The organism is Mesorhizobium sp. YIM 152430, from assembly GCF_029210365.1.
Lineage (GTDB): Bacteria > Pseudomonadota > Alphaproteobacteria > Rhizobiales > Rhizobiaceae > Aliihoeflea.
Window position 1 is genome coordinate 72,312 of the sequence record NZ_JARGES010000030.1, and the last position, 18,345, is coordinate 90,656.

Below are 18,345 nucleotides of genomic sequence, written 5' to 3' on the forward strand. Positions count from 1 at the left end.
TTCACTCTTATTTGGGGCTGCTTCACACTGTAGCAGGCCCGGGGAGTCCGAGAAACAATTTTGAGTGATCGCTACGAAATTATCTTGAACGATCGCTCAGAAAGTGGGATTCGACGCGGCCCGCCGCTACGGCCGTCTCGCAGAGGAAGATCTGATGACCGAGTTTACGCTCCACGACAAATCATCCGCACCAGCTGAAAGCACCCCGCTTCTGGAAAAGTCCGAAAAGGCGTTTGGCCGCATTCCGGGACTTCATGCCGTCATGGCGGAATCGCCTCAGCTTCTCGACGGATATCAGGTCCTGCACAAGCTCTTCACCGAGACGAGCCTGAATGCTGACGAGCAGACGGTTGTCTGGCAAACAATCAATGTGGAGCACGCCTGTCACTATTGCGTCCCAGCGCACACAGGCATCGCCAAGCGCATGGGCGTCGATGACGAGATCACCACAGCCCTTCGCCAGGAAACGCCCCTCCCCACTGCCAAACTGGAAGCGCTGCGGACCTTCACACTTGCTCTTGTTCGCAACCGCGGCGTCCTGGGTGCCGATGATGTCGATAACTTTCTGGCAGCAGGATATGACAGGCGAAACATTCTCGAAGTCATCCTGGGCGTCGCGCAAAAAGTCATGAGCAACTACACCAACCATCTGGCCAACACGCCGGTCGACAAGCCGATGCAGCAATTTGCTTGGAAGAAGGGTGCCTCAACCCAGGGTTAAAGCCTTGGCGGCCGGCCGGATGCGGGCCGCCCCGAGCAATGTAAAAGGCGGCGGCACGTCGATGGACAGAACGGACCGGCTCGTTTACCGTGAAATCATGCGGATTTGGCTCAGATCACTGCTCGTGCTCATTGTCGTTGCGGTCGCGGCGGCAACCACAATGCAGCCTGGCGCAGCCACAGCGATGTCGATCGAGATGGATGCAGCGTCGACAAAAATGATGGACATGGCCGACTGCCATGACTGCGACGCCGCCGCCGGCGTTATGTCGTGCATGAATGCCTGTGCAACGGCTTGTCCTGCAATCTTGAACCAAACCGCGAAAGCCGATTTCTTGCATCGCATGTCGCATGAAATCGGCGTCGCTCTTTTTTCTTTGGGCGTAGTCCGTACGCCCGACCCATTTCCTCCCCGTCGAGCTGCTTGATCTAAAGCGCCGGAATTCACGCGGCGGCGGCGCGATATCGCGCGCATTTTGCCGCGGCTCTCCGGGCCGATAGACTGACTCCACTTAGAAGCTGAAGTCGAATTCGCGCAATTGCGGAAGAGCGGCACGCAGGTGCTGCGCCGATCGCGTACGCACAGAAAGAGGAAATTCGACATGATGAACGACATGGGTTCGATGGATGGCATGGGCTGGATGATGTGGGGGATGAGTGCTTTTTCGATCCTCGCTCTCATCGTCCTGGTGCTCGTGGCTGCCGCACTGATCAAGTATCTGCGGAACGGATCGCCGCGCTAGAATCAGCCGTCCTTAAGAAAGCAAACAAGATGAACACGATCGAACACGGCGTAGCCGCGCGTACTGACGGCTGCCGCTCCGCACGGCCGCGGCTGCGTATTCGCTGGACGATGCTCGCGGTCAGTTTGGCCGTTGGTACCGGAGTGGCGCTTAACTGGGGCTGGCTGACGGCAGTTGGCCTCGCGCCCTTCCTGCTGGGGGCACTGCCGTGCGCAGCGGCTTGCGCACTGGGACTTTGCGTCGGTGCGAAGCCGTCGCCCAGTCCTAGCGTCGGAAAGGATTCGCAATGAGTGACCGGCTTGCTCTGCTCGCGGCATTTCTGGCATCCGCATCGGTACAATTCTCGATAACGCCCGTCCTGGCGGCGGATGAAGGCTTCCGGTTTGAGATTGTCGACGAAGTAGCGACCGTCGGCGACAATGCTTTGACGGTGCGGCTCATCGATGCCGAAGGCAACAGCGTTCCGGCAGCCGTAATTTACGCCCTAAGACTGGACATGGCTCCCGATGGAATGGCTGCCATGACCGCACCCCTCCAACCCGTCGAGGAACTTGAAGATGGCCTTTATCGCTTCCGGGCCGATTTGATGATGGAAGGCAATTGGCGCCTTCAGATCGCAGCAAAAGTTCAGGGAGAGATGGAAACCGTCACGGCAGAACTGCCCTTGGAGGTACTTCCATGAGGCCCATCGGAATTGTGACGACCCTGGTAGTCGTCCTTGCTAGCGCGGCAGCAGGGTATTGGGTCGGGCGGCACGGAGGACTGACCCCCGCATCTTTAGTTCCCGCCGTCGCCCAAGCGCCGTCCTCCGCGAACACTGCCGGGGAGCAGGAGGACATTCTTTATTATCGGCATCCGGCGGGGGAAGCCGTCTATTCGGCAACCGCCGCTGAGACGCAGGAGGGAGAGCCGTTCGAGGCCGTGCGGGCGGGCGAAGACGTGACGCTCGGCGAACAAGGCCCAATTGCTCCCCAAGACAGATCAAAGGCCCCGGCTGCGAGCGGGAAAGTTCTTTACTACCGCAATCCGATGGGGCTCGCCGACACCTCGCCGGTCCCGAAGAAAGATTGGATGGGGATGGACTATATCCCGGTTTACGAGGGCGAGCAGCCGAGCGACTCGTCAGTCGTGGTTTCGGCCGGAAAAATCCAGAGAACCGGCGTAAAGACCGAAACGGCCGAGCTCGGCGTGATGGCCCGATCCATCGACGTTCCCGGCACCGTCACGCTCGACGAACGGCTGGTCAGCGTCGTGTCGCCGCGGGTCGAGGCATTCGTGGAGACCGTCGCCGACGTGACGACCGGAGACCGCATAGAGGCGGGCGACGAGCTGATGCGCGTCTATTCCCGCGACATCGCAGCCGCAGGCGCCCAGTTCCTCTTGGACTTGAACAGCGGCATCCCCGCGAAGGCGATGTCCGGAAGCCGCCTTCGCCTGAAGAACCTCGGCGTGCCGGAATCCGCCGTCCGCGACATGGAGGCGACGCGGGCCGTTCCCGAAAGCATCGTCGTGACCGCGCCTTTCGACGGCGTCATCCTCGAGCGCTCCGCCATTCCAGGCATGATGGCTGAGCCGGGCGACGTCCTGTTCAAGATCGCGGATATCTCGCGCGTCTGGATCATGGCCGACGTGCCCGAATACCTGGCTTCCGATGTCGCTGTTGGCGCGAAGGCTGTCGTGCGGTTCCGCAGCCTTCCCGGCAAGGAGTTAGAAGGCACGGTCGATCAGGTCTATCCCGAGATCCGGGAGCAGACCCGAACGACCAGGGTCCGCGTCGAACTGCCCAATCCTGACGGCGTCCTTCTGGCGAACATGTACGCAGATGTCGCAATAAAAGGAAGGCAGACTGCCAAAACCGTCACCGTGCCCAACGGAGCGGTGATCGACACCGGAAAACGCCAGTCCGTATTCGTCGATCTCGGCGAAGGGCGCTTCGAACCCCGCGACGTCCGGGTCGGGATGCAAAGCGGCGGCCGGACCGAAATCCTGGAAGGCATCGCGGAAGGCGAGCCCGTGGTCGTTTCCGGCAACTTCCTGATCGATGCGGAAAGCAACCTTAATGCCGCTTTCAGTGCCTTTCAGTCGGAGGTCATCGAACCATGATCGCGCGCATCATCGATTGGTCGTCAAGAAATCTGTTCCTCGTCGTCTTCGCGGCTGTTTTCGCTTCGGCCGCGGGAATCTACGCATTGCGCACGCTTCCTCTGGACGCGATACCAGACCTTTCAGACGTCCAGGTCATCGTGTTCACCGAATATCCCGGACAGGCTCCACAGGTCATCGAGGACCAAGTCACATATCCATTGACCACTGCGATGCTCACCGTGCCGCAGTCGAAGGTGGTCCGGGGCTTTTCGTTTTTCGGCGTATCGTTCGTCTATGTCATCTTCGAAGACGGCACCGATCCGTATTGGGCCCGGAGCCGGGTCCTCGAATATCTCAATGCGGCCGCGAGCCGATTGCCGGGCGGCGTGACGCCGACGCTCGGACCGGATGCCACGGGCGTGGGTTGGGTCTATCAATACGCAGTCGTCGCGAAAAAGCTGACGTTGGCCGAACTGCGCTCGCTGCAGGACTGGGTGGTGAGGTTCGCCGCCTCCGACGCTGACGGCGTCGCCGAAGTGGCGAGCGTGGGCGGGTTCGTCAAGCAGTATTCGGTCGTGATCGATCCTGCGCGATTGCGGTCCGCCGGCCTGACGCTCAGCGACGTGGCCGATGCCGTGCGCGACAGCAACCTCGATGTCGGCGGACGCACCGTCGAGATCTCCGAGTTCGAGTTCATGGTGCGCGGCCAGGGGTATCTCGAAGACGCGGGCGACCTGGAAAACATCGCCCTCATGGCCGACGGCGGCGTCCCGCTCAGGCTTACCGACGTTGCGCGTGTGGAAATCGTCGCCGACGAACGGCGCGGAATCACGGAACTCAACGGCGAGGGCGAAGTCGCGAGCGGCATCGTGCTACAGCGTTTCGGCGCGAACGCGCTCGACGTGATCGACAACGTCAAGGGGAGCCTGGCGGCGATCAAGGACAGCCTGCCGGCCGGAACCGACATCGTTCCAGTTTACGACAGGTCCAAACTCATCGAGGCCGCCATCACGACGCTCAAGACAACGCTGATTGAGGAATCGATCGTCGTCGCGTTAGTAACGATCGTGTTCCTTCTCCACGTCCGCAGCGCCTTGGTCGTTATCATCATGTTGCCCGTCGGCATCCTCATGGCATTCGCGGTCATGCAGTTCTTGGGAATTGGCGCGAACATCATGAGCCTGGGCGGTATCGCGATCGCGATCGGGGCGATGATCGACGCGGCGATCGTGATGGTCGAGAACGCCCACAAGCACCTCGAACGCGCGCCGCCGGAAAAGCCCCGCCTCGAGGTGCTGATCGAAGCGGCTTCAGAAGTAGGCCCAGCACTGTTCTTCAGCCTCCTCATCATCACAGTTTCATTCCTGCCGATCTTCACGCTGGAATCCCAGGAAGGCAGGCTATTCGCGCCGCTTGCATTCACAAAGACCTTCGCTATGGCAGCTGCGGCGATATTATCCATCACGCTCGTTCCAGCTCTCATGGTCATCTTCGTTCGAGGTAGGATCGTCCCCGAGCACAAAAACCCCGTGAACCGGCTTCTGACCGGAGCCTACCGGCCTGTCATCCGCGGGGTCCTCAAGGCGCAGGGCGCGACGATCCTGATCGCTTTGCTCGTGCTTGCCGTGACCATCTGGCCAGCCCGGCAGCTCGGCAGCGAATTCATGCCTGAGCTCGACGAAGGCACGCTGATGTACATGCCGACGACCTTACCGGGCCTGTCGGTGACCAAAGCCGCCGAGCTGATGCAGACGCAGGACCGGATCATCAAATCCTTTCCGGAAGTCGATTCAGTGTTCGGCAAGGCCGGCCGCGCCGCAACGGCAACCGATCCTGCTCCGATGGAAATGTTCGAGACCATCATCAACCTGAGGCCCAAGGACGAATGGCGCAAGGATGTAACGGTCGAAAGCCTGAAGGTCGAAATGGACGCCGCGCTCCAGTTCCCTGGCGTAGCGAATGCTTGGACGATGCCGATCCGAGCACGGATCGACATGCTTGCGACGGGCATCAGGACGCCGGTTGGCGTGAAAGTCTACGGACCGGATTTGGAAGGCATCGAAGGCGTGGCCCGCGAGGTAGAAGCCGTCTTGCAAACTGTTCCAGGAACGTCAAGCGCCTATGCCGAGCGCGTGATCGGCGGCTATTACCTCGACATCAAGCCCGACCGCACTGCCCTCGGTCGTTACGGGCTCTCCGTCGCTGACGTCCAGGACGTGATCTCCATGGCTTTGGGCGCGCAAGTTGTAACCTCGACGGTAGAAGGTCGCGAACGCTACGGGGTGTCGATCCGTTATCCCCGGGCGCTGCGAAGCGATCCTGATTCCATTGCGCGCGGCATCGAGATCGCCCTCCCCGGTGGCGGCGCTATCCCGCTCGGCGAAGTCGCCTCGGTCGAACTCGCCCGTGGCGCAACATCAATCAGGACGGAGAACGGGCGTCTGGCGGCTTACATTTTTGTCGACATTTCAGGACGCGATCTCGGTGGCTACGTGGCGGCGGCACAGTCGGCGGTCGCTCAAGCCATCGATCTGCCGGACGGCTACTCCCTCGGGTGGAGCGGCCAATTCGAATATCTCGAACGCGCCGTGGAGCGCCTCAAAGTTGTCGTGCCTTTAACTCTGGCGCTCATTTTCCTCCTGCTTTACCTGAACTTCCGCCGCCTGACCGAGACTCTGATCGTCATGCTGTCTCTGCCATTCGCGCTCGTCGGAGGCATATGGCTGATGTGGTGGCTGGGTTTCAACACGTCGGTCGCGGTCGCCGTCGGTTTCATCGCGCTTGCAGGCGTTGCCGCGGAGACAGGGGTGATCATGCTCATCTATCTCGATCACGCGCTCACTGATGCCAAGGTGCGTTGCGAGGTGGAAGGACGCCCCTTCCAACGCACTGATCTGCATCAAGCGGTTATGGTGGGAGCGGTCGAGCGGGTACGTCCCAAAATCATGACGGTCGTCACCATCATGGCAGGACTCATCCCGATCCTGTGGAGCACAGGTTCTGGATCGGAGATCATGCAACGAATAGCGGTCCCAATGATCGGCGGCATGGTATCATCGTCGTTGCTGACTTTGATCGTCATTCCGGCGGTTTATGCAATCGTAAAAGGCTGGCATCTTTCAAACCCCGTAGGAGTCGATGTGGACGCCGGTCATAAGGTTGTCCGCCCGAAAACCGCACGGGAAACATGACCATGCTCTTGGTTCAAGTTCCGATCAAAGGGATTTTATGAAGTCGCTTTCTGCGCCGGCACCTTGTGCGAGTATAATAGGAGCCAACGTTGGGGTCTTTAGCCTGAGTCTTGACCCTACTATCCGCGGTGCTTGGCATCCATGCCTCCGGTCGCAGCCTACCCGGTTAAAAAAAGGACACCGAGTTCATCATCGCTCGTCGCGACTTTTGCGGCATCGCGGTCGGAGGCTTTTCTCGAAAGGTCGCTTGCTTTTGTCTCACGACAATTCCTATTCCCGGCTGACACAGCTCGGTTCTGAGACTCTCATCCCTGCCACCTCTGAAGCGGCCACTTTGGAAAGAGTGCCAAGCCCGCATGCTGAAACGAGTTTCACCGTGCGTTTCGGGTCAGCCGGATTTTGCACATCTCGTCATCGATTACGTTCCCGGAGCGGGGTTGGTTGAGAGCAAGTCCCAGACACTCTTCCTGTTTTCTTTCCGCAATCACGGCGCCTTCCATGAAGAGTGCACGGTGATGATCGGCAAGTGGCTGATCGGCCTGCTCGAGCCCGAATGGTTGCGCATCGGCGGCTATTGGTACCCGGCGGCGGTATTCCAATCGACGTCTTCTACCAGACCGGATCCGCACGGACCGAACTGTGGATACCCGATTCAAGCGTCGCACCCTATCGCGGACGAGATGACGCGATGACAAGAATCAATATCCAGCGAACCGAGGGGGGGCGCCTATCTGGCACTCTTTTGCGCTACCATTCCGCTCGCCAACTGGCCGGTCGGTAATTTCGGCACGGCCTGCATCGAAGCCGGCCCATGCACCATTACCGTCTGGCCGGGAATCGCAGCGCCAAGCGGCGTGCTGGCGATTGGTGCCGCTCTTGTGCTGCGTGACCTGGTGCCGCGGCGGCTCGGCCTCAACGGGGCATTCGCGGCAATCGCCGTCGATGCGGCCCTGTCGACTGGCTCCCGCCGCGTTGGTAATTGCCTCCGTCGCCGCCTTCGTGATTTCCGAAACCGTCGATCTCGCCGTCTTCACACCGCTCCAGCGACGTGGGCTGGTGATGGCTGTCTTCGCGAGCGGTGCCGTGGGCTCGCTGCTGACAGCATAGTCTTCTTCTCGATCGCCTTCGGCATGTGAACCGGCGTGCACAATTTGCGCGCCGATTGACATTCGGTAATCTCGAATTTCTCACCGGCCAGATGATCGGCGAGGGCTGGGCGACCTTGATTGCATTGCCGCTCGTCTACGCAATTCGCATACGCGACCGCCGGCTCGGGCTTACAACTGCCTGACGACAACGTGAGCCGAAATCCGGCCATGCCGCCGTCGTTGCACCGCCAAATTCTCCAACGTTTATTTCCACAGGGATCATGCCCTGATCTGCAAGAAGATCAGGGCATGATAGGATCGATCGTTTAAGAGCTCTCACAATCGCGCAGAGTGAGCAGGTGGCCTCAAGCCACTAGCTGACTGTCAGGTTCGACACGGTCGCGTCGACCCGTGCTGGCGTGTTCTCGCTGTTGGAGGAGACGGCCACAGCGACGAGTCGGTCCAGAGGCTGTCCGAAGACGCGCGGGAAATCCGCCGCCAGATCGACCTCCTCGGTAAATCGGCCCGTGCCGGCTTCGCGGGTAATCAAATTGCGCAGCCGCTCGGGAGCATGTGGACTCGGCACGATCGTCCCGGGAGCGGTGTTGCCACCCCACGTGTACATCAGGATGCGCGCTGACCGATTGGCCATCAAGCTCCTGATATTCGTCCCCGGCCGAACCCGATCGGCATTTGCCGCATCGAGACTGACGAAGAACATACCGAGATTGCGATCGTCTTCGCCAAGTGTCGACAGGTCCGATGGGGGAACCGAACTTCCGACCTCCCAGGTCCATCGCGCCTTTTGCGCGCCGTGCAACGCAGGTTCCAACATCCGATATAAGATCGACGAACTGCCGTCTGCGACGACTTTCAAAGTCTCCCGGGCTGGCTGAAAGACATTCGGTATGAGACGCCGGAACGTCAGGTGTTCCCAACTTTCGTCAAAGCGAATATCGGCTGCGTTCGCTGTCCCCGTGCCCGTTAGAAAAAGGCTCGACGACGCTGCAAAGCCTATACAGAGCTGGCGGCGCGATAAAGTCAGTGGCGGGTGACGGGTCATGATATTCTCCTGAATATTCGGTTGTCGCCGTTGCTCATGGTGAACGATGAGGCTTTTGCGGCTGAACCTGGAGGGGGATGAGAGTGTTGGAAGGTGCTGCCAGCATCTTTTCGAACAGAATTCGTCGCATTAGCCAGCCTGCGGTCCTGGGAAAAAGGCGACCGAGAAGCGCACCGAGGATGGCGCGCCGCCCAGGAACGATCGCAAAGCGACGACGCGATCGCCAGATGGCCTCTGCGACAACTTGAGGAGCGATTCGACCTACCCGGTGGTTCGGTCTTGGTGAATGTTCTGAGGCGTGCGCCGTATCCATGGGTCCCGGCGCCACAATCTGAACGCATACCCCATTCTGCTTCCAAAGTGGTCGACGCAGGCTTTTCGCAAACACCGTGATGCCGTCCTTGGTCGCTGCATAGCTGCTCGCCCCTGGATAACCGACGTAATGCGAGAGCGATGAGACGAAGACCAGACGTCCAGAACGCGCCAGCTTTTGAGCCTTGATCAGACCGGCTGCAAGCTGCATGGATGCAATCAGATTGACCGCGACGACGCGCTCCATGCGTTCGAGCGATACCTCTTCGAACCGCCCTGTCGCGCTGATGCCAGCATTGAGTAAGACGAGGTCGAATGCCGGTTCGTCGGCGAGGCACGCCAGCGCATGAGCGACATCGACCTCACTCCCTAGGTCGGCCACCACACGCGTTACCTGCGACGGCAATTGCTGAAGACCCCTCGCATCCACGTCCACCACGAAAACGGATGCGCCGGCCGCGAGTGCCTTTTCCACCAAGGCACGACCAAGTCCGTTGGCGCCTCCCGTCACCAGGACTCGCATCAAGACCTGACCTTGCGTAGCGCGTTCATCAGATATCGACTATAGGAAAGCGTCTGACGAAAGCTGCCCCCGTCTTCAATGCTTCGAACGATCATTTCTGCCATCGCCGATGGCGGCAACATGACACGGGAGAGCCAATCTCGTTTTCGCCCCGCCCTTTCCGCCATCCCGGTTGCCGTAGGCCCAGGGTGTAAAACCTTGACGACGATCCGCCCTTGCCACTCCAATGCGAGCGACCGGCCCAAACCGTCCAGAGCGGCTTTTGTAGCGGCATAAACCGGCATGGCTGGCGATCCCTTGTATGCAGCCGATCCGATGAAACAAAGGCGACCGCCATTTCTGGCAAGGGGTATATAGAGGCGGTGTGCGAGCCGTATTTGAGACGAAAGATTCACGTCGACCACGCGATGGATGTCAGCAGAAGTCTCGGCTTCGACAAACCGATAGAAACCGGCTCCTGCGCACAGGACGGCCCGATCAAGGCAAGGAGCTACCCTGGACATTAATTCCGCGACACCAGTTCGATCCTTGGCGTCGAGCGTAACATAGTCCACGTCGGGAAAATCGACAGGCAGTTCGCGGGACGGTCGGCGACCACTGGCTGTAACTCGACAGCCCTTTGCAGCAAGTATCCGCACGACCGCCAGTCCGATGCCGGAACTTGCTCCTGTTACCAGATAGCACTGCCCACGCGGATCGAACGTTCCAGAGATGCGGTTTCGTCCAGGCAGCAGCATTTTTGTCCAATTTCGAAAACCGTCTAGGGAAACAGGGAAACAATCCTCTGGTGTCGGGAAAGTCCAGTCACCATGAGCTTGCCTCACGCCGAATTGAGTCGATGTGAATGGCAGCCCTTAGATCTTGAATCCTGAAGATCGTATGGGTCTCATGGGCTTGCGAGCCATCTGGTGGGCAATCGGATACTGGCGACGAAAATCCATGCCTCGGCGGAGGCGATCGTTCTCACGAAGTCCTTGGCCAGGCAGCGGTATCGTCCGAGTCACGCGAAGGTCCGTTCCACAACCCCTCTGCGCGGCAACACCTCGAAGCCCCTTGCCTTGTCCATTCGCTTGACGATCTCTATTAGAAAGAATCTCCATCCGGATCCCGCAGTTAAGTTAAATCATCGCGCAAGTTCGTAGCCCAACGACGGAACCGCCCAGCTGATGGAAAGCCCATGATACGAGTCGCTTGGTTAATCTAGCTCGGCGCCATCACGAGCAACAGCAAGGGTGCAGCGCAAGCGGCCTCGTCAACGGCCGAATTCTCTCCAGTTGGCTCCGCCGTCCTCGCTTGCGAGGATGTCGCCTTCATGCGACGCAACGAATATTCGCTCTTCGTCCGTAGGATCGACAGCCAGATGCAGGAGAACCCGGTCTCCCCAGTCTGCGCCGACAAGAGCGAGATCCAGTTGCTCCTCGGCTGAATGCACGAGCCCCTTACCGAGCACAAAAGCGTAGAACGCCCCCTCGGGCGTGACCTCTACAAGACTGACCGGAGAGCCTTCGACCACCGCCTTCCACGTCCCGCCCGCATCCTTACTGATCAGCAGCCCGGATTCGGTCGCGGCGTAAAGCGTGTCGCTGTCACGGGCGGAGGCGGCGAGGTCGATCAGCCGCTGAGGCAAGGGCCCTGCGACGGACCACGTCTTGCCGCCGTCGCGGCTGACCTGCAGGCCGCCGAACGCGCCGTAGACCGTCATCGGGTCCGCCGGGCTCACGGTCATCTGGTGGAAATCGACAGGACCGCCCTCGCCCGCCGATACCTGTTTCCAGTTCGCGCCGCCGTCGGTCGAAGCGATGAAGCCGAGGTTGCCTCCATCCGCCGGATGGCCGCTGGCATACAGCGTTCCCGGATCGGAAGGATGCGCCGTGAAGCCCATGAAATCCTGCACGACGGAAATGCGTTCCGCCTCGCCACCGGGATCGGCGCGGAAAAGCCCGTGATGGGTGGCGATCAAAAGATATTCCGGATCCTCGCGTTCTACTGCGAGTCCGTGGATATGGGTCTGCTGCTTGAGCTGCGACACCGGAACGGATTCAGCCCGCGCAACCAGGCCCACCGCGACCGCGGCGGAGCACGCCAAAGCTCCGAGCAAGGCTGACCTGCTTCGTTTCGTCATTGTTTTCTTCCTTTCCTGCATTCGTGTTGGTTTTCCGGTTTTTCGCACCCGCAGCAGATCACCCTATACGCCTCCCCGGCGGCGCTTTCCTCGACGGCATCGTCCCCGCAGAGGCATTCCAGCGCGCAAAGGAGATGTTCGGCGACATCGAGCCTGCCGACGTCGTGCGCTTGCTTGAACGCCGCCAGAATGGAACGGTCGAGAGGCTGGCTTCCCTGTCGCATCGCGCTGCCTTTCTTCATCCGTGCATCATGCTGTTTCTAGCAGGTGGAAGGTCAACGGGCGGGCCACGATCCCGGTCACTCTGCTGCCTCCTGGCGCTGCTGGAAGCGGCGGTTCATCTCGTCGTGGCGCTGGCGCACCTGCTCCGGCCATTGCGCCTTGATGAACGAGAGCACGGCGACAATCTCCTTGTCCGTCAGGACGCCTTCGAAGGCGGGCATCCTGGTCTGGTAACCTTGAATTTTAGCCGCCTCGGCTACGCCGAGCTTGGTGATATCGAACAGGAGCTTGTCCGGAATGATGCCAGCGGCCCTCCGCGTCGACGACCTGGGTGACGATGCCGTGGATCTGAAGCCCTAATCAGTCTTGTCGAACCCGTGCCCGAAAACCTCCGCAAGCCTGCGGGTGGTATCCTCAGGCAGGCCCTTGCAGCTTAGTCAGGAAGAGCCAGTTAACCAGATCGAGCCCGTGCGCCGGGCCGTAGCCGGGCATCACTTCTACCGTGTCGCAACATGCGATAGCCTGACCTGATGTGGTGGGCGGCCTCCGCTCGCGGCATTGCAATGTTCTAAAGCGAGACCGTCAAAAGTCACATGAGGGAGAACCGTCCACCACACCGGTGGGCGTCTACGGGTCCAACCTGCAATGTTGATGGATAACGGTGTCCGCCTTTCCGCTGTCCATTTTCGCGCAAGCTCTCGGCGGCATATTCTCGAGAGGAGATATGCAATGCGCATTGAAAATGTACAACGCACTCAAGGACAGGCAAGCCAAAAGGGCTTCACCAACCTTTGCACTTTTACGCTAGTCCTTGATGAGGGGATCAAGCTCTACGGCGTTAAGCTCATCGAGACGCCAGACGGAAATCATTTGGCTTATCCGCCCGACACGGCATCCGGTGGAAAGGCCTGGTGGCTGCCAAACGAGATGCGAGATGCGGTGGTAGCGTTGGCGCTGAAAGCGAAGGACGAAGCGCTGCTGTCGCGGTTTGCCAAGCTAGTAAGTTTATAAAAAAGGGTCGCTTAGAGCGACCCTTCTGTGTCACATCGCGGCTTTCGCTATTAGCGGAAGAGCGACAGGATCGACTGCGAGTTCTGGTTGGCGATCGACAGCGCCTGGATGCCGAGCTGCTGCTGCGTCTGCAGAGCCGACAGGCGAGCCGATTCGGCGTTCATGTCGGCGTCGACCAGAACGCCCACACCGCGGTCGATGGCGTCCATGAGCTTGCCGGTGAACTCGATCTGCGAGTCGATGCGAGCCTTCGAGGCACCCATCGTCGCGGCAGCGCCGCGCATAGCGTCGAGAGCCGTCTGCGAGGTCGCAGCGTCGGTCATCGTGGCGCCAGCTCCTTCGAGATCGTAGTTGGCGACTGTGATCGTCGTCGTGCCGCCTGCAGCGGTGTAACCATTTACGACCGTCAAAGCGGTACCCATGGTCGTAAGGAGGTTTTGCCCTTGGAAATCGGATGACGTGGCGATCGAGGTCATCTGAGCTTTCAGTTCGGTGATTTCTGCGTCGATTGCAACCGTGTCGACGCCGCCCTGCTGCCGAGCAACGTACTTGGCCATAATCTGTTCAGCGAGTTTGATGCCTTCTTCGAGACCGGTATAGGCGGTGTCGACGACCGCGGCACCAAAGCCGAGCGAGTCTTTGACGGCCGAGTTGGCGCTGTTCTGAGCCTTCATGCCCGTGGCGATCGACCAGTAGGCCGCGTTGTCCGAAGCGGTCGAAACGCGCTCGCCGGTGGCGATGCGGTTCTGGGTCGTCGCGAGATTCTTGTTGGTGCTCTGCAGCGTCTGGAGAGCGGTCATTGCGGAGGTGTTGGTGAGAATGCTAGCCATAACTGACAATCCTTTAACTCGATGAAAGCGCCCGGTTCATCCGGCGGAGTAGGATCGCATCATGCTAAGCCGCCCTGGCCCCTGCTCGTCGCCTATGAGTACCGCGCCGAGTTCTAACGAAAGGTGAACGGCCAGAGCGATTTTTGGGCTCATGCTGTCTCTCTTGGAGTCGGACACTGTCAGGCTTAACACTGCCGCCCCGTTGACCATGTCTTGCCAATTGGTCGTCTCGCGCGTTAGCAGCAAAAAACCCGGCAATTATATCAATGGCTCGGTAGGCAATGATCGACGCGAGCAGGCCAGTTCACCGCTTGAGATTGACCAAAATGTCCAACAAATCCGCTCCCGTCTGGAAGACTTTCGAATTTGCGGTGTAGTTACGCTGCGATTCGATCATGCTCGTCAGCTCTTCGGCGATGTCGACATTGGAGCCTTCGAGGGCGCCGGCCACGATTTCGCCGAAGTTCGAGGTGGTCGCGACCCCGATCGTCATGCCGCCCGAGCCGTTGTTCGCCTGATAGACGTTGCCGGGCAGCGTCGTCAGGCGGTCCGGGCTGGTGACGGTGGCGATCGGAATGCGGAAGAGATTGATGACCGAACCGTTCTTGTTCAGCGCCGAGACCATGCCGTCGAGATCGATCGAAATCTCGTCGAAGCCGCCGGTGCCGCTGCCGTTCACGGCAGGCGCGCGGGCGGTATAATCCGCGGCGAGCGACTGAATGCCGGCCAGCGAGAGCGTGAAGGCTTCGCCGCCGGGAACGGTGAAGTCGAGAGACTGGTCGCTCGCAGGGTCCAGCGAACCATCCGAGGGGTCGAATGTCAGTGCCGCGGTGCCCAGCGCCGGGCCTCCGTAGGGGAAGCCGCCATCGGGCGAGGCAAGGCTGGCATCATAGGCGACCGCTTCCCAGGTGTTCGGGCAGGTTTTTGCGAAATAGACGTCGATGACCTTCTCTTCGCCGATGCCCGTATAGACCGTCATCGAGGTCTTGCCGGAGAATTGCGGCGGGGTGCCTGCCGGATCGGGATTGGCGCTCGGCAGCGCGGCCGGGTCGGTGACGATGTCGGCGAGCGCCGGCAGGTTCGGCGAGAACGCGCCTTCGGTCGAGGCCGAGGCGGTGAGGCCGGTCGACGAGATCGACACGACTTCGAGATCGTCCGGCGTCAGGCCGGCGGCCATCTTGGTGCCGAGGAGGTAGAAGCCGGCCGCGTTGACGAGGCGACCCTGCGCATCGGGCACGAAGGAGCCTGCGCCCTACGACCCGGTGATGATGTTTAGGATCATGGTCCTGCAGGCGCTCTACGGCCTGTCGGACGACCAGGCCGAGTTCCAGATCCAGGATCGACTGTCGTTCATGCGCTTCCTCGGGCTGGGGCTCGGGGACCGCGTGCCGGACGCCAAGACGATCTGGCTGTTCCGCGAGCACCTCACGCAGGCGAAGGCGATCGAGAACCTGTTCGCCCGTTTCGACAAGCACCTCACCAAGGCCGGCTATCTCGCGATGGGCGGCCAGATCGTGGACGCGACGATCGTTGCGGCGCCAAAGCAACGCAACTCCGACGCAGAGAAGGCGGACATCAAGGCGGGCAAGGTCCCGGACGCATGGAAGGGGAAGCCTCCCAAGCTGCGCCAGAAGGATCGCGATGAGCGCTGGACCGTGAAGTTCTCAAAGGCCAAAGTGGCTGAGGACGGAAAGGTCCAGCAGCGCGACATCGCCATTCCCGCCTTCGGCTACAAGAACCACGCCTCTATCGCCGGCACGGCTTCATCCGCGGCTGGAATGGGCGCGCGCTGCTAAAATGATTCGGCTACGTCCGCGTACGACGAGCGATTTTGGTTTGCCAACTACGATCGTTGCCAACCGCTCTCAACAAACCAGTGTTATGGATTGGTGTCGTCTCAAGTGGAGCGTCATTGCGCCTTAGCGCATTGCCGACCCCGCTCAAAGGTAAGCGTCCGGTGAGGATTTGAGGTTCAGTTGCTGCCGCAGCACTTCTTGTATTTCTTGCCGGAACCGCAGGGGCACGGATCGTTTCGTCCGACCTTGCCGAAGCTTGGTGCAGGTTGCTCCGGTTGACCGGCAAGGTGCTGGGTAAGCCTCCAGGCGTTGAGGGTCTCCACCCAGTGCGCAATCAGGTCCGGGGCGTTCTCGGCGAGGTCGTCGGCCTCGGGCTTGGCGAGGCGGCTTTCATTGCGGCTGATCTCGGTGAGGGTGACGAGCCCGGCAAGCGCGATCTGCGTGTCTTCGTCGCTCCCCAGCATCACCGCCCAGCTTTCCGGGCGGAGTTGCATGGCCGCTTCGAAGCCGTCGATCCAGAACTCCCAGAGGATTTCGTCGTGTCGGGGATCGACGTCGAACACGGGCGCATATTGGCCCCGGTGCAGGTCATTGGCGGTGGCATTGTAGTGTTCCATGATCAGCCCGACCACCTTCTCCAGCTGCTTGGCGTTCTCGAAGACCGGAGCGGCATCTTCGTCTGTGCTGCCCCAAACCATCGGCAGCCACTCACCGGGCATGATCAGGTCGGGACAGACGAGAATCCCGGCCAGGAAGCCATCGAACTCGCTGATGAGCATTGGATCGCTATCTTCCGGCAGGCCTGCCAGTTGCTTGTCAAGCAGCGTCAAACGTCGCGGGATGCTCGGCATGCGGCTTCCAGTTCCAGGGCAGCAGTTCGCCGATGCGGTTGATGGGGTGATCGGCAATTCGAGCAAGAACGTCGCGCAGCCAGGCTTCGGGATCAAGCCCATTCAGCTTCGCCGTTTCGATCAGCGTCAGGATGCTTGCTGCCCGTTCGCCGCCAAGGTCGGATCCGGCGAAGAGCCAGTTCTTCCTCCCCAGCGTCACCGGCCGGATGGCGCGTTCGGCCGCGTTGTTGTCGATCTCGACCGTGCCGTCGTCGAGATAGCGGCAGAGCGCCGGCCAGCGCGTGAGCGCATAGCGGATGGCCGGCGCCGGTCCACTCTTGCCGGGTAGGCAGGCCAATTGCTGCTCAAGCCATTGCCGCAAGGCGTCAGCCTTCGGCTTCGCCTGTGCCTGGCGGACGCGATGACGGAGATTGGCGGGCGAACCGCGGATGGAGGCTTCGATGTCGTAGAGTTCGCCGATGCGACGCAACGCTGGGACTGTCAGGAATTCTGTGCGCGAGGCCGGTTTCGTCATTGGCTGACGAACCTCTCGCCGAAGACAACGGCGAACTGGGTCTTGGCCTCGAACCATTCGCGCGGCGGTCGTTTCCATTCCTCGGCCGCATGGTTCAGGACCAGATATAGCAGCTTCATGGCCGCGTCGTCACTTGGGAAGTGCCCCCTGGTTCGAACGGCGCGGCGCAGCTTCGAGTTCAGCGCCTCGATCGCATTCGTGGTGTAGATGATCCGGCGCACGCTTTCGGGATAGGCGAAGAAGGGAACGACCTGGCTCCAGTTGCGCCGCCAGCTCTGGGTGATCGCTGGATATCTCTGGCCCCAATAGCCGGCGTCGAACGCATCGAGCGCCGCCAGGCCGGCTTCGGCGTCCTTGGCCCGGTAGATCGCGCGCAGCGCCGGCACGACGGGTTTGCGGTCCTTCCACGACACGAACTCGAGCGAATGGCGGATCAGATGCACGATGCAGGTTTGGACCACGGTCTGGGGAAAGACGGCGTTGATCGCTTCGGGAAAGCCCTTCAGGCCGTCGACGACGGCGATCAGGATATCGCCGACACCGCGGCTCTTCAGTTCGTTCATGACGCGCAGCCAGAACTTGGCGCCTTCCGTCTGCTCGATCCAGATGCCCAGAATCTCTTTCGCGCCGTCGGGCAGGATGCCGAGCGCGATGTAGACGGCCTTGTTGCGAACGAAGCCCTCACCCCTGATCTTGACCCGGATCGCGTCGAAAAAGACCAAGGGAAAGCAGGCATCGAGCGGCCGGCTCTGCCATTCGGCAACCTCCTCCAGGACGGCGTCGGTGACAGCCGAGATCAGGTCCGGCGATACGTCGATACCGTAGAGTTCCTCCAGATGGCCGCGGATCTCGCGCACCGTCATGCCGCGCGCATACATGGAGATGATCTTGGCATCGAAGTCTGGAAAGCGGCGCTGGTATTTGGCGATCAGCTTCGGATCGAAGCTGCCGGCCCGGTCGCGCGGGATCGACAGCGTCATCTTCGACGTGCCCGTCGGCACCGACTTCCTCGAATGCCCGTTGCGCCGATTGGCGGCCCCCTCAACGCGTTCATCCTCAAGGTGCTTGTCCAACTCGGCGTTCAGAATCCGCTCCGAAAGCGCCTTCTTCAGATCGTCCAGAAGACCGTCCCTGGCAAAAACCTCATTCGGATCGCGGCCAGCAAGGAGCTGGTCCAGTAGTTCTTTCTCGATAGCCATGTGATGATTCTCTCCTTTCCATCATCATGGCCTCGCGCACAGAATTCCTGACAGTCCCCAGCGCTTCCTCCGCAA

The 18,345-nt window shown here is 60.5% G+C and carries 18 protein-coding genes and 4 pseudogenes; 8 read left to right on the forward strand and 14 right to left on the reverse strand.

Going from position 1 to position 18,345, the window contains the following annotated elements:
• The first annotated feature begins 154 nt into the window (after positions 1 to 154).
• On the forward strand, positions 155 to 721 hold the full coding sequence (locus PZ895_RS10700) for a carboxymuconolactone decarboxylase family protein (protein ID WP_275839003.1): 567 nt from the start codon (positions 155 to 157) through the stop codon (positions 719 to 721).
• A gap of 84 nt (positions 722 to 805) precedes the next feature.
• Here the strand turns inward: PZ895_RS10700 and PZ895_RS10705 are convergent, their stop codons facing one another.
• Positions 806 to 1,336, reverse strand: a complete 531-nt coding sequence (locus PZ895_RS10705) for a hypothetical protein (protein ID WP_275839004.1) — start codon at positions 1,334 to 1,336, stop codon at positions 806 to 808.
• Here PZ895_RS10705 and PZ895_RS10710 point away from each other — a divergent pair.
• The 5 genes and pseudogenes from PZ895_RS10710 to queF all read left to right on the forward strand — a co-directional run.
• Positions 1,323 to 1,463, forward strand: coding sequence for a hypothetical protein (locus PZ895_RS10710; protein ID WP_275839005.1), 141 nt, complete (start codon positions 1,323 to 1,325; stop codon positions 1,461 to 1,463). The two genes, PZ895_RS10705 and PZ895_RS10710, sit on opposite strands and share 14 nt — an antisense overlap.
• 286 nt (positions 1,464 to 1,749) lie before the next feature.
• Positions 1,750 to 2,145: a FixH family protein gene (locus PZ895_RS10715; protein ID WP_275839006.1), complete on the forward strand. Its 396-nt coding sequence runs from the start codon at positions 1,750 to 1,752 to the stop codon at positions 2,143 to 2,145.
• Positions 2,064 to 3,566, forward strand: coding sequence for an efflux RND transporter periplasmic adaptor subunit (locus tag PZ895_RS10720; RefSeq protein ID WP_275839007.1), 1,503 nt, complete (start codon positions 2,064 to 2,066; stop codon positions 3,564 to 3,566). Before PZ895_RS10715 ends, PZ895_RS10720 begins: the two co-directional genes overlap by 82 nt.
• Positions 3,563 to 6,739 carry a CusA/CzcA family heavy metal efflux RND transporter gene (locus PZ895_RS10725; protein ID WP_275839008.1) on the forward strand — a complete coding sequence of 1,059 codons (3,177 nt, stop codon included), beginning with the start codon at positions 3,563 to 3,565 and terminating at the stop codon, positions 6,737 to 6,739. The genes PZ895_RS10720 and PZ895_RS10725 overlap by 4 nt, the downstream gene beginning before the upstream one ends.
• 253 nt (positions 6,740 to 6,992) lie before the next feature.
• Positions 6,993 to 7,418: pseudogene (queF, locus tag PZ895_RS10730) on the forward strand (preQ(1) synthase); the annotation flags it as partial.
• Positions 7,419 to 7,437: 19 nt separating this feature from the next.
• Here queF and PZ895_RS10735 read toward each other — a convergent pair.
• From PZ895_RS10735 to PZ895_RS10770, 8 genes and pseudogenes are all read right to left on the reverse strand, one after another.
• A complete protein-coding gene (locus PZ895_RS10735; protein WP_275839033.1) occupies positions 7,438 to 7,908 on the reverse strand; it encodes a hypothetical protein in 471 nt (156 codons plus the stop codon).
• Positions 7,909 to 8,200: 292 nt separating this feature from the next.
• Entirely contained in the window at positions 8,201 to 8,890 is a 690-nt protein-coding gene (locus PZ895_RS10740) for a DUF3047 domain-containing protein (RefSeq protein ID WP_275839009.1), read from the reverse strand.
• A gap of 34 nt (positions 8,891 to 8,924) precedes the next feature.
• Positions 8,925 to 9,725 carry an SDR family oxidoreductase gene (locus tag PZ895_RS10745; RefSeq protein WP_275839010.1) on the reverse strand — a complete coding sequence of 267 codons (801 nt, stop codon included), beginning with the start codon at positions 9,723 to 9,725 and terminating at the stop codon, positions 8,925 to 8,927.
• Entirely contained in the window at positions 9,725 to 10,462 is a 738-nt protein-coding gene (locus PZ895_RS10750) for an SDR family oxidoreductase (RefSeq protein WP_275839011.1), read from the reverse strand. The genes PZ895_RS10745 and PZ895_RS10750 overlap by 1 nt, the downstream gene beginning before the upstream one ends.
• A 149-nt stretch (positions 10,463 to 10,611) precedes the next feature.
• Positions 10,612 to 10,815: pseudogene (locus PZ895_RS10755) on the reverse strand (transposase); the annotation flags it as partial.
• Positions 10,816 to 10,977: 162 nt separating this feature from the next.
• Positions 10,978 to 11,847, reverse strand: a complete 870-nt coding sequence (locus PZ895_RS10760; protein WP_275839012.1) for a F510_1955 family glycosylhydrolase — start codon at positions 11,845 to 11,847, stop codon at positions 10,978 to 10,980.
• Positions 11,844 to 12,089, reverse strand: a complete 246-nt coding sequence (locus tag PZ895_RS10765; RefSeq protein ID WP_275839013.1) for a hypothetical protein — start codon at positions 12,087 to 12,089, stop codon at positions 11,844 to 11,846. The genes PZ895_RS10760 and PZ895_RS10765 overlap by 4 nt, the downstream gene beginning before the upstream one ends.
• A gap of 57 nt (positions 12,090 to 12,146) precedes the next feature.
• Positions 12,147 to 12,290: a hypothetical protein gene (locus tag PZ895_RS10770; RefSeq protein WP_275839014.1), complete on the reverse strand. Its 144-nt coding sequence runs from the start codon at positions 12,288 to 12,290 to the stop codon at positions 12,147 to 12,149.
• A 508-nt stretch (positions 12,291 to 12,798) separates the two neighbouring features.
• Here PZ895_RS10770 and PZ895_RS10775 point away from each other — a divergent pair.
• Complete coding sequence (locus PZ895_RS10775) at positions 12,799 to 13,080, forward strand: hypothetical protein (protein ID WP_275839015.1); 282 nt, start codon at positions 12,799 to 12,801, stop codon at positions 13,078 to 13,080.
• A gap of 50 nt (positions 13,081 to 13,130) precedes the next feature.
• Here the strand turns inward: PZ895_RS10775 and PZ895_RS10780 are convergent, their stop codons facing one another.
• Together PZ895_RS10780 and PZ895_RS10785 are read right to left on the reverse strand one after the other, a co-directional pair.
• A complete protein-coding gene (locus PZ895_RS10780; protein WP_275839016.1) occupies positions 13,131 to 13,910 on the reverse strand; it encodes a flagellin in 780 nt (259 codons plus the stop codon).
• Between the two features lie 304 nt (positions 13,911 to 14,214).
• On the reverse strand, positions 14,215 to 15,147 hold the full coding sequence (locus tag PZ895_RS10785; protein ID WP_275839017.1) for a flagellar hook-basal body complex protein: 933 nt from the start codon (positions 15,145 to 15,147) through the stop codon (positions 14,215 to 14,217).
• 13 nt (positions 15,148 to 15,160) lie between these two features.
• Between PZ895_RS10785 and PZ895_RS10790 the strand changes: the two are divergent.
• Positions 15,161 to 15,687 (forward strand): annotated as a pseudogene (locus PZ895_RS10790) (transposase); the annotation flags it as partial.
• Positions 15,688 to 15,882: 195 nt separating this feature from the next.
• On the opposite strand, the gene PZ895_RS10795 reads toward PZ895_RS10790, so the two are convergent.
• From PZ895_RS10795 to PZ895_RS10805, 3 genes and pseudogenes are all read right to left on the reverse strand, one after another.
• Positions 15,883 to 16,557 (reverse strand): UPF0149 family protein, encoded by a 675-nt coding sequence (locus tag PZ895_RS10795; RefSeq protein WP_275839018.1) that lies wholly within the window; start codon positions 16,555 to 16,557, stop codon positions 15,883 to 15,885.
• A pseudogene (locus tag PZ895_RS10800) lies at positions 16,523 to 17,029 on the reverse strand (transposase); the annotation flags it as partial. The gene PZ895_RS10795 and the pseudogene PZ895_RS10800, both read right to left, overlap by 35 nt.
• Before the next feature lie 38 nt (positions 17,030 to 17,067).
• The gene (locus PZ895_RS10805; protein ID WP_275839019.1) at positions 17,068 to 18,270 is read right to left on the reverse strand and encodes an IS256 family transposase; all 1,203 of its coding nucleotides are present in this window, start codon (positions 18,268 to 18,270) and stop codon (positions 17,068 to 17,070) included.
• Positions 18,271 to 18,345: the final 75 nt, after the last annotated feature.